Genomic DNA, 11,034 nt, shown 5'->3' with positions numbered 1-11,034 from the left:
GTTCATGCCGGCGGCAACCGCCTTCATGCCTTCCTTGACGATGGCCTGGGCCAGAACGGTGGCGGTGGTGGTGCCGTCGCCGGCCTCGTCATTGGTGCGGGCCGCGACTTCGCGGACCATCTGCGCGCCCATGTTCTCGAACTTGTCGGTCAGTTCGATTTCCTTGGCGACGGTGACGCCGTCCTTGGTGATCCGGGGTGCACCGAAGGACTTGTCGATGACGACGTTGCGACCCTTGGGGCCCAGCGTGACCTTCACGGCGTCGGCCAGAATGTTGACGCCTTTCAGCATCCGGTCACGGGCATCCGTGCTAAACTTGACTTCTTTACCAGCCATTTGTTTCTCCTGAATTTATCGTTGAAGGAAGCGGGACGGATCTCAGGCGATGATGCCCAGGATGTCGCTTTCCTTCATGATCAGCAGCTCTTCGCCGTCGATGGTGACTTCGGTGCCCGACCATTTGCCGAACAGGATGCGATCACCCGCCTTGACCGACGGTGCGATCAGCTCGCCCGAATCCTTGCGCGCGCCCTCGCCGACCGAGATGATCTCGCCCTCGGCGGGCTTTTCCTTGGCGCTGTCCGGAATGATCAGGCCGCCCTTGGTCTTTTCGTCGGATTCGACGCGGCGGACCAGAACCCGGTCATGCAGCGGTTTGAATGCCATTGGAACACTCCGTGTTTCAGGTTGCAGTGCTGTTGGCACTCACTCTCTATGAGTGCCAATGGCGGTGATCTAGGCTTGGTCACGGCCGGTGTCAACGCCGCAAGCGGACAAAAATCGCGCTTCGGCTGGTCGCTGCCGGGCGGATATGGCAGCCTGTGCGGAACGGATTGCCAGACAAGAAAGGGCAGGCATGAATCGGGTCTTGTTGGCTGGCGTGCTGATGCTGTGGTCGGGGGGGGCTGCGGCCACGGCGGAATGTGTCGGCACCGACCTGATCGCCGCCCTGCCGCAGGATCAGCGCGAACAGCTTGACCGCGCGGTTGCCGATGCGCCTTTCAACCGGGGCATTCTGTGGCAGGCCCGCAAGGACACCATGGTCATGACGCTGGTCGGCACCTTCCATTTCGCCGATCCGCGTCACGATTCGACGATGCGGCGGCTGTCCGGGCCCATGCAGGACGCCGCCGCGCTGTATGTCGAGGCGGGACCGAAGGAAAAGGCGCGGCTGAAGCAGGCCCTGGCCGAGGATCCGACGCTGATGGTGAACCCCGACGGCGCGACCCTGCCCGAGCGTCTGTCCGGGGCGGAATGGTCGCTGCTGTCGGATGCGATGGCCCTGCGCGGAACGCCTGCGATCGTGACCGCGAAGCTGCGGCCGTGGTACGTGGCGATGATGCTGGGAATCAGTCCCTGCATGATGCGGCAGATGGCCGGGAATGGCGCCGAGGGCGGCGGCCTGGATGATAGGCTGATCCAGAGCGCACAGGCCGTTGACCTGCCCGTTCGCGCATTGGAGCCCTGGAACACCATCTTCGCCCTGTTCCGGGATCTGAGCCCCGCGCAGGAACTGGACATGATCCGCGCCTCGCTGCCGATGGCGGCCCATGCCGACGATTATGCCGTGACGCTGGCCAACGCCTATTTCCGGGGCGATGTCTGGGCGATCTGGGAATTCAGCCGACAGGACGCCTATCGCGAATCCGGTCTGGACCGGCAGTCTGTCGATGAACAGATGACGCTGGCCAGGACGCAGTTGATGGATCGGCGCAACCAAAGCTGGATCGCGCCACTGACCCGGGGCGCGGCCGAGGCCGCGAAATCCGGCAAGGGCATCATCGCGGGATTCGGCGCGCTGCATCTTCCGGGTGATCAGGGCGTGCTGCGGCTTCTGGAACGGGATGGATGGACGATCGAAAGGCTGGATGGATGAACCGGGATTTTTGGGCGACCGAGCAGATTTTCTGGACCGGCAGCGCCGCCGAGGCGATCCGCAGGCTGGACGAGGCGGCGGTGATGGTCTTCGCCCCGACGGGCATCCTTCAGGGTCGCGCCATCGCCAGCAGATTGGGCGGCGCCCCGCGATGGGACAGCATCGTCATGGACCAGCGCCATGTCACCGAAAGCGATGATGTGACGATCCTCGCCTATCGCGCCACGGCGATGCGCGAGGGCATCACCTACAGGGCGTTCTGTTCCAGCACCTGGATCCGGCGCGACGACGGCTGGCGGCTGATCGCGCACCAGCAGACGCCCCTGTGATCCGATGCGCGGCGTCTGGCGCAGGCATTCGCGGTTTCTGGTCGCGCTGGCGGTTGGTGCGCTGGCCGTGCTTGTCGCGCCGCGCGGCATCATCGACCGGGTGCTGCTGGGCGGGGATCTGTTCTTTGCCGTCTATCTGGCGGCCTCGGGCCTGCACGCCCGTCACCTCACGGCGGGTGATCTGCGCCGGCATGGCCGCGAGGACGACGAGGGCGCCGGTCTGATCGTCGCACTGGCGGTCGCCGCCATCGCGCTGTCGCTCTCCGCCGTGATCGGCGCGCTTGGGACCGCCAAGGGTCAGGACAGCGCGCTGCAGCCGCTGCTGGCGGTCCTGTCCGTGCCGCTGGGATGGGCCACGCTGCACATGGTCATGGCATTCCACTATGCCTCGCGCTATTACGCCCGGCAGGGCAGCGGCAAGGCGGCCGGGGGGCTGGATTTCCCCGACACCCATGATCCGGGCGTGTGGGATTTCGTCTATTTCAGCTTTACGCTTGGCATGACGGCGCAGACCTCGGACGTCGCGATCCGGGACACGAGGCTGCGGCGTATCGCGACGCTGCATTCGGCGCTGTCCTTCTTCTTCAATACCGTGATCCTGGCGCTGGCGGTGAACCTTGCCGTATCCTTGGGTTGAAACCGCAATCAGAACCGTCCGCCAGGCCGCGGGCCAGGGCCGGCGGGACCAAGTCCGTGTTCGGGATCGGCTTCGTCCGCTCCGGCCGGGTAGGGGTCGGATTTCTCGGCAAAGCGTTCCAGAAGCGCCGCTTCCAGCGTGCGGTTCAGTTCGCGGCTGCGGGTGATGTAGGCTTCGTTCTGGTCCAGTGGCAGGCCCGGCTTCCAGATCTCGGCCAGTTCCCGCAGCGATGCGCGGTCCAGCCGGTAGAAGATCTTTTCCAGTTCGGACGCCTCGTATTCCGACAGGCCGGCGTTTTCCAGCACATAGCGGCCGGCGCGCAGCGAGCTGTCGAAGGTTTCGCGCACGATGTCGTTCGCACCGGCAGAATGAAGTTGATAGACGTTCACCCGGTCGCGGGCGCGGGCGATGATATGCAGGTCGGGGCGCCGTTCGCGGGCATAGCGGATCAGCTTCAGATTGGCCTCGGGATCGTCCAGCGCAGCGACCAGGATGCGGGCCTTGTCCAGTCCGGCAGCGGTCAGGATCTCGGGGCGCGAGGGATCGCCGAAATAGCCCTTGAACCCGAATTGCCGCATCAACTGGATCAGTTTCAGATCGTGGTCCAGGACCGTGGTTCGGAAACCCGACATGCTGACCAGACGGTTGACCACCTGACCGAACCGGCCGATGCCCGCGATGATGATCGGCTGCTGTTCGTCGATGGCGTCGGGCTGTTCCTCGGCGCGGGCATCGCCGATGCGGCGCGTCGCCTGATCATAGAGGATGAACAGCAGCGGCGTCGCCAGCATGCTGAGCGCGATGACCAGCAACATCGCCTTGGCAAGATCGGCGGGAAGGATCAGCAGCACGACGGCGTAGGAGACAAGGACAAAGCCGAACTCGCCAGCCTGCGCCAGCGACAGCGTGAACAGCGTGCGCGCCCGTCCGTCCATCCGGTGGGACCGGGCAATGACCCAGAGGATCGCGGCCTTCACGGCGATCAGCGCGGCCGCGGCGGTCAGGATCGGCAAAGGGCGATCGGCCAGCATCGCAAAATCCATGCCCGCGCCGACGGTGATGAAGAAAAGCCCCAGCAGAAGACCCTTGAACGGTTCGATCTGGGCTTCCAGCTCATGACGGAATTCGGACCGCGCCAGCATCACCCCGGCCAGAAAGGTGCCCAGTGCCGGCGGCAGCCCGACAAGGATCATCAGCGAGGCGATGCCAACCACGATCAGCAGCGCCATGGCGGTCTCCATCTCGCGCAGGCGCGAGGCGATGACAAAGCGGAAGACCGGGCGGATCAGATATTGGCCCAGCACGATCACCGCCAGCACGGCGCCGATGGTCACCAGCGCCGTGCCCCAACCGGGCAGCCCCGCCATCATGGACTGGCCCAGATGCTCGCCCTCCTGGGCCCCGACCTCTGCGGCGGGCTGTCCGAAGGGCGCCAGCAGCGGCATCAGCGCGATCATCGGGATCACCGCAATATCCTGCGCCAGCAGGACCGAGAAGATGGATCGCCCGCCGGCCGTCTGCATCAGCCCCTTTTCGGTCAGGGTCTGCAGCACGATCGCGGTCGAACTGACCGACAGGATCATGCCCAGAACGATCGCCTGCGGCCAGGCCGCGCCGAAGGCCGCAGCGATCAGCGCGAAAATGGCCAGCGTGATCAGGACCTGCGCCGCGCCCAGCCCGATCAGCCGACTTCGCATGTCCCACAGGCTGCGCGGCTCCAGTTCCAGCCCGATCAGGAACAGCATCATCACGACGCCGAATTCCGCGAAATTCTGAAGATCCGACATCCGGCCGCCGGTCAGGTTCAGCACCGGCCCGATCAGGATGCCGCAGATCAGATAGCCCAGGACCGAGCCCAGCCCCAGCCGCGCCGAAATGGGCACGGCCACCACCATGCTGATCAGATAGACCGTGGCCAGCAGCAGAAAGCCTTCCATCCCCGCTATTGGCCGTTCAGCACCGCAAGCTGCTGCGCGCGTCCGCCCTTCACGAAGGTGATCCGGCTGTTGCCGATTTCGGTGATGGTGCCGCCGTTGATCCTGTCGCCCAGACGCAGGGTCAGAACGCGACCGTTCGACAGGCGGATCAGGGCCCGGCTGGCCTTGCCCGCGCCGATCGTGCCGATGATCTGGGTGCGGTTGACCTGAATGCCCTCCTTGACGGTTGCCGTCGCCGCCGCGGTGGTGGTGATCCGGCCATCGGGCAGGGCGCCGCGGACCTCGGGTTCGTTCTCGGCCTCGGGCGGGGTGTATGATCGCTGGCGGCGCGTGGCGGCCAGACGCTCGGCCTCGACCTGGGCGCGGGCGCGGGCCTCGGCCTGGGCGCGGGCCTGCGCCTCGGCGCGGGCATCGGCGGCGGCCTGGGCCCGCGCCCGCGCCTCTGCCTGGGCCTGCAATTCGGCGTCTTGGCGCCGCTGTTCTGCCAGCGCGGCTTCGCGGGCGCGTTCTTCCTGCTGGGCTTCGGCGGCGGCGCGCAGGTCGTCGGCCGTGGGCGCCGCCGGCGCGGCGGCGGTTTCGCTTGCGCCCCCGTTGCGGCGCGGCGGAAGCGCGGATGAAGAAAGCGCCGTCAAAGCGACGGCGCCCGGCATGGCTGAACTGTTCGAGACGGCGCTGGCGATGGCATCGTCGATGGCGGCCCGCGTCAGGCTGGCATTGCCTGGTCCACCGCCGCCGGCGTCACCTTTGGCAATGTTTCTTTCGCCGGGCCGGGCGGGCGGTCTGACGGACCGGGCGAGGCGGGCAAGGCGGTCATCGCGGCGGGCGCCGACATCCGCGCCGGATCGCGATTCGGGCCTGGCCGAGCTTTCGATGGCGGCGGTCAGCGCGTTCTCGACCGCGCTCTGCGCGGCGGCGCCGACCGAGACCGGCTTGCGCTGCGGACGGGCCTGGGCCAGCACGATCAGCGCGCCGCGCTCGGCCGCATCAAGGCCGGTAGGACCGACCTCTGCCTTGCGCAGATCGCGCAGCAATTGCAGCGCCGACTGGCGTTCGGCCCGGGTCAGCTGCTTGGGCTGACCATCCTCGGCCGCGCTGCCTTCCTCGATCGAACCCAGATTGTCGGGGCGCGAGGGAGGACGGCGCGACGAGCCGGCCGGCCTGGTGGCCGGAACCTCGGGCGGGGTGGTCGCCGCCGATGCGGGCGCCGGTGTCGCCGCGGGGCGCGCTGTCGCGGGGGTTGCGCGCGGCGTGCCGGCGGCGGGCCGCTCTGGCGGGCGGATACCGGCGACGCGCGGCGGTTCGGGCTGGCTGCGCTGTGCGAAGGGTTGCGGATCGCGCGGCACGCTGGGAACACCATCCGGGCGGGCGGGCTGCGTTGCCCGCGCCGGCGCGGCGCGCGGCGGACGGGCGGAACTGGCCAGATTGTGAGCCGCGGCCGGTGCGTCGGGGGCGGCCGCCGCCTCGGGGCCGGGCTGCCTTTCCGCCGTTGGGGCCGCGGTGGGCCGGTCCGCCGTTGTCGTCGCAGCCGTGGCAGTTTCGGGCGTGGCTGTGCCGGTGGGGGCGTTTTCCAGCGCAGCGCTGGCCATCGTCGCGGCGCTGACCGGGCTGGACCCGGCCCCGGCGGGTTGTTGTGAAACCGGCTGCCGCGAGGCAGCTTCCGCGACGGATTGTTGCTGTGTCATCGCCTCGCGCAACGCGCGGGTCAGCGCGCCATCGGCTTGTGAATCGGGCTGGGCCGGGGCTTTGTCCGGGACACCGGCCGCCGCTGCCGGATCGGCCGAGGCGATCGTGTCCAGAACCGGCGGTTCGGCTGGTTCGGACGGCGTCGTTGCCGCAGCGGTAACCGCGGGCGTCGCGGGTTCCGGCGCCGTGGCCGCGGGTTCGGCGGGGCTGGCAATCCCTGTCTTGTCGCCGCGGCCGCCGAAAAGGACAAGAACCAGCACCAGCATCCCGACCAGCGCGGCCATCAGCACAGAAAGACGACCCGGGTTGAACTGACGCAGGCGCATCAGCAACGCGGACGCGGCCGGGGCGGCGGGTTCGCTTTCGCGGCGGGCGCGGGCGTCGCCGGCGCGGGCATGGATCGCCTCGGCGCGGGGGGACAGACGCGGTTTCGGGCCTCCGACAGGCAAGGGCGTGGCGATCGGCTTGCGCTCGCCATGCCGGATCACCGGCGCTGCGGAGGGATCCGTATCCGGCACGGCGGCCATGTCCGCGCGCCCGGCCCGCGCATCGCCCGCGCTTTTCGTGGATGATTGTTCCAAGTCATTGGACGGGGCACCTTCGGCCGATGCGGCAGCAGGCTGAACCGGCGCCGCGTCTGGCAGCCGTCCCGCAGGCGCAACGGGCGCCACATGCGGCACGATGCGCGAGATCGCGGCCGGGGCCCGCAGGCCGTCATCGGTGATGACCGGGGCGGTGATGCGCGCCCGGCTGAGATCGGGCTGGCTGAACGGCGGTCTTTCTGTTTGCTGCCGCGCCAGCTTGCTCAGCCCGAAATCGGGCAGGCCGTCAAAGCGTTCATCGCCTGGCCGCGAGAGATAGCCGGAGGGGCGGAATCCCTGCGCGCGGGCGAATTCCTCGGCCTCGTCCAGCGTGCGGCGGGCGACGGCGGCCACCCGCAGCGTCTCGATGTCTCCATTGGCAGCGGGGCACCAGTCGAAGGCCAGATCCTCGGCCCGGTAGGGGGTCATCGATTCGAGGATCCGCCCGATCACGGTCGGCGTGTCGGATCCGACCGGCACCGTCACCGAGGTATAGAGAACCTGATCGTCGGGAATCACCAGAACGACGTCGGCGGCATCGTCGCCGCTGCCGCCTGCCTCGTCGCGCAGCGCGTTCAATGTCGCGGCCATGCCGCCGCCCGCGAACAGCGCCTGTCCCACGGGCTGCCAGTCATGGCCCTCGCGACGTTCCAGACAAACCGCGTCCTGGGTAAAGCTCATGGCGAATTCGGGTCCGGCGGCGCGCTGGTTCATGATGGTCTGTCGCTCGATGTTATGTCGTCGCGGGTCTTTTGCCGCGATCTGTTGGCAATGTCGCGAATCTACTGCAATTTGTGGGGTGAGAAAAGCAAATCTGGCGTATCTGTGATCAGCGCCCGCGGAAACATCCGGGGCCGGCGCGGCGTTGCCTGCGCAGTCTTCGGCAACGGGAAAGAGAGAACGGCGAAATGACAGGACTTTCATGGAAGCGCGGCCCTGCGGCGCTGGCCGCCGGGGCGGCGCTGGCCGCCATGATTTCGGGGCCGGCCCTGTCCGCTCCGCAAGCGGGCAAGGCGGGGCACGATGCGCGCCCGATGTGCGGTGGCCAGATGTCGCGGCTTTCGGTCAGCGGCACGGGCGAGGCGCGGATCGCGCCCGACATGGCGACGATCCAGCTGGGGGTCACCACCCGCGCCGACAGCGCCGCCGATGCGATGCGCAGCAATGCGACCCAGCAGAGCGCGGTGATCGAGGCGCTGAAAGCCGCCGACATCGCTGAAAGGAACATCCAGACCTCGGGGCTGAGCCTCAATCCGGTGATGGATTACAGCCGAGACCGCGCGCCCACGGTGACGGGCTACGAGGCCAGCAACATGGTTTCCGTCCGGGTCGGCGACATCGCGCGTCTGGGCGAGGTGCTGGATGCCATTGTCGGCGCCGGGGCGAACCAGATCAGCGGTATCGAATTCACCCGCGAAGACGGTGCCGATGCCGAGGATCAGGCCCGCCGCGAGGCGGTCAGGGACGCCCGCCACAAGGCCGAGGTCCTGGCCGAGGCGGCCGGCCTGGAACTGGGGCCGGTGCTGATCCTGCGCGACAGCGTCGCCCCGTCGGGCCCACCGCGCCCGATGATGCGGGCCGCCGCCGCCGAGGCCGATATCCCGGTTCAGGCCGGCGAGGTTTCCATGTCCGCCCAGGTCGAGATGGAATTCGCGCTGAGGGGACCAGAGGCCGATTGCGGCGGCATGAAAGGCGGCGGCAAGGGCAAGGGTGACAGGGCCGGCAGGGATCGGGGCTTGCCCGAAGGCCATCCCCAGGTCGCACCGGGCGATCGGGTCACGAGCCCGCCGGATCCGGCCGATGGCGCCGCGCCGGCCGATGGCGCTGCGCCTTCGCAATCCGGGTCGCCCGCGGCGGGCGACATGCCTGCGCCGATGGGCACCGATACCGGCGCGCCCGCCCCGGACGAACCCATTGCCCCAATGGGCGGGGACAGGCTGCCGGACGACGCGGATGAAAGCCCGACCCCGGCGAACTGACCCATGGACCCGCGCCGCCGGCAAAGGCCCGGCGCGCGGACCTGCGGGCTTTGCTAGGTGGATGGCCGGCTGTATTTGATGAAGGGCGTTCGCGTGCCGACACGATCATAAAGCGTGCGGCCCGCGTAATTGAACTCTTGCGTCATCCAGTAGACGCCGGGCACGCCGGCCTGATCGGCCGCATCATAGACGGCATTGATCAGCGCCCGGCCCACACCGCGCCCGCGCGCCGCCGGATCGGTGAACAGATCCTGCAAATAGCAGACTCCTTCCCGTTGCCACAGATGCGGATGGAAGACGTAGTGGACCAGCCCCAGCAGCGTCCCGTCCGTCTGCGCCACCAGGCCGCGAAAATCCCGGTCGTCGCCCGATAGCAGGCGCCCGAAAGCGATGTCGAAGAAGGATTGCGGCAGATCCGGCCGCTGGTAGAAGGCGTGATAGCCGGCGTAGAGCTGTTGCCACGCCGTCTTGTCCCCTGCCATCAGCGGCCGGACGTCGATCGAGGTCATTGCCATTTCTCCCTGCTGCCATTCTTCCCGCAAATCGCCGCGCGCGGCAACGATTCGCGGATGCTCAGCGTCCCTGGCGCCGCGCCATGAAGGCCAGCTTTTCAAACAGCGCCACGTCCTGTTCGTTTTTCAGCAGCGCGCCGTGCAACCGAGGCAGTATCTCGCCCGGCTCGCGCTTCAGATCCGCGGGCGTCAGATCCTCGGCCAGGATCAGCTTCAGCCAGTCCAGCAATTCGCTGGTCGACGGTTTCTTCTTCAGCCCCGGCGCTTCGCGCAACTCGAAGAACTGGTTCAGCGCCTCTCGCAGCAGCGCCGGCTTCAGGCCGGGATGATGCACCGCGACGATGGCTTCCAGCGTCGCCGCATCGGGAAAGCGGATATAGTGAAAGAAGCAGCGCCGCAGAAAGGCGTCGGGAAGCTCTTTCTCGTTGTTCGAGGTGATCACGACAACGGGCCGGTGCCGGGCGCGGATGGTCTGACCGGTCTCGTAAACGTGAAACTCCATACGGTCCAGTTCCTGCAACAGGTCGTTCGGAAATTCGATATCGGCCTTGTCGATCTCGTCGATCAGCAGGACGGTGCGGCGTTCGGCCTCGAATGCCTGCCACAGCTTGCCCCTGCGGATGTAGTTTCCCACCTCGTGGACGCGGGCATCGCCAAGCTGGCTGTCGCGCAGCCGGCTGACCGCATCGTATTCGTAAAGCCCTTGCTGCGCCTTCGTCGTTGATTTCACATGCCATTCGATGATCGGCATGCCCAGGCTGGCGGCCACCTGCCGGGCAAGTTCGGTCTTGCCCGTTCCCGGTTCGCCCTTGACCAGCAGCGGACGTTCCAGCGTCACGGCGGCGTTGACCGCGATGGCCAGATCGGGCGGGGCGACATAACGATCCGTGCCGGTGAACTGCATGGGAAGTCTCCTTTCGCGTGAACCGCTTGGGCGAAACGGGTGCAATCTGCAACCATGACGCGAGACGGGCACGATCAGGGCAGTTTCACCTAGTGACAAGGTGCCCATCATACTTTATGGGGGCGCGCAAGGTGCCGGATTACAGACCCACCCGGCCCAGCCGGAGGACGTATGAAAGCCCAGACCTTCCTGCCACAAGATTATCGCCCCGCCGAGGACGAGCCGTTCATGAATGAACGCCAGCTCGAATATTTCCGGCGCAAGCTGGAGGCGTGGAAGCAGGAATTGCTTGATCAGTCCGCAGAGACGCTGGAGGGTCTGCAAGACAGCGCCCGTTCGGTTCCTGATCTGGCCGATCGGGCCAGCGAGGAAACCGACCGCGCGCTGGAACTGCGCACCCGCGACCGTCAGCGCAAACTGGTCAGCAAGATCGACTCGGCGCTGCGCCGGATCGAGACGGGCGAATACGGCTATTGCGAGATGACCGGAGAGCCGATCAGCCTGAAACGGCTGGATGCCCGTCCCATCGCCACGATGACGCTGGAAGCGCAGGAACGCCACGAACGCCGCGAGCGCGTGCATCGCGACGATTGATC

11 protein-coding genes are annotated in these 11,034 nt (G+C 67.4%); 5 read left to right on the top strand and 6 right to left on the bottom strand.

Annotation, left to right across the window (positions count from 1 at the left end):
* Both B4L36_RS07830 and B4L36_RS07825 read right to left on the bottom strand, forming a co-directional pair.
* Positions 1-336 (bottom strand): TCP-1/cpn60 chaperonin family protein (locus B4L36_RS07830; protein ID WP_292954866.1); only part of this gene is annotated, 336 nt, incomplete at its 3' end.
* A gap of 42 nt (positions 337-378) precedes the next feature.
* Entirely contained in the window at positions 379-666 is a 288-nt protein-coding gene (locus B4L36_RS07825) for a co-chaperone GroES (RefSeq protein ID WP_292954863.1), read from the bottom strand.
* A 190-nt stretch (positions 667-856) separates the two neighbouring features.
* Between B4L36_RS07825 and B4L36_RS07820 the strand changes: the two genes are divergently transcribed.
* From B4L36_RS07820 to B4L36_RS07810, 3 genes are read left to right on the top strand one after another with little or no spacing between them, the layout of a single operon-like run.
* A complete protein-coding gene (locus tag B4L36_RS07820) occupies positions 857-1,876 on the top strand; it encodes a TraB/GumN family protein (protein ID WP_292954860.1) in 1,020 nt (339 codons plus the stop codon).
* Entirely contained in the window at positions 1,873-2,205 is a 333-nt protein-coding gene (locus B4L36_RS07815) for a nuclear transport factor 2 family protein (RefSeq protein WP_292954857.1), read from the top strand. Before B4L36_RS07820 ends, B4L36_RS07815 begins: the two co-directional genes overlap by 4 nt.
* A 4-nt stretch (positions 2,206-2,209) precedes the next feature.
* On the top strand, positions 2,210-2,842 hold the full coding sequence (locus B4L36_RS07810) for a DUF1345 domain-containing protein (RefSeq protein ID WP_292954854.1): 633 nt from the start codon (positions 2,210-2,212) through the stop codon (positions 2,840-2,842).
* Between the two features lie 8 nt (positions 2,843-2,850).
* On the opposite strand, the gene B4L36_RS07805 is transcribed toward B4L36_RS07810, so the two are convergent.
* Positions 2,851-4,779 (bottom strand): cation:proton antiporter, encoded by a 1,929-nt coding sequence (locus tag B4L36_RS07805; RefSeq protein ID WP_292954851.1) that lies wholly within the window; start codon positions 4,777-4,779, stop codon positions 2,851-2,853.
* A gap of 5 nt (positions 4,780-4,784) precedes the next feature.
* Complete coding sequence (locus B4L36_RS07800; RefSeq protein ID WP_292954848.1) at positions 4,785-7,757, bottom strand: hypothetical protein; 2,973 nt, start codon at positions 7,755-7,757, stop codon at positions 4,785-4,787.
* A gap of 194 nt (positions 7,758-7,951) precedes the next feature.
* On the opposite strand from B4L36_RS07800, the gene B4L36_RS07795 reads away from it, so the two are divergent.
* Positions 7,952-9,022, top strand: coding sequence for an SIMPL domain-containing protein (locus B4L36_RS07795; protein ID WP_292954845.1), 1,071 nt, complete (start codon positions 7,952-7,954; stop codon positions 9,020-9,022).
* A 53-nt stretch (positions 9,023-9,075) separates the two neighbouring features.
* Here B4L36_RS07795 and B4L36_RS07790 read toward each other — a convergent pair whose 3' ends face one another.
* Positions 9,076-9,531 (bottom strand): GNAT family N-acetyltransferase, encoded by a 456-nt coding sequence (locus B4L36_RS07790; RefSeq protein WP_292954842.1) that lies wholly within the window; start codon positions 9,529-9,531, stop codon positions 9,076-9,078.
* A 64-nt stretch (positions 9,532-9,595) separates the two neighbouring features.
* Positions 9,596-10,438 carry an AAA family ATPase gene (locus tag B4L36_RS07785; protein WP_292954839.1) on the bottom strand — a complete coding sequence of 281 codons (843 nt, stop codon included), beginning with the start codon at positions 10,436-10,438 and terminating at the stop codon, positions 9,596-9,598.
* 171 nt (positions 10,439-10,609) lie between these two features.
* On the opposite strand from B4L36_RS07785, the gene dksA reads away from it, so the two are divergent.
* Positions 10,610-11,032 carry an RNA polymerase-binding protein DksA gene (gene dksA / locus B4L36_RS07780; protein WP_292954836.1) on the top strand — a complete coding sequence of 141 codons (423 nt, stop codon included), beginning with the start codon at positions 10,610-10,612 and terminating at the stop codon, positions 11,030-11,032.
* The last annotated feature ends 2 nt before the right edge of the window (positions 11,033-11,034 follow it).

The sequence above is a fragment of the Paracoccus sp. UBA889 genome, assembly GCA_002294185.1.
Lineage (GTDB): Bacteria > Pseudomonadota > Alphaproteobacteria > Rhodobacterales > Rhodobacteraceae > Paracoccus.
Note: the sequence above shows the minus strand (reverse complement) of the source record. Positions and strands in the feature narration are given on the sequence as shown.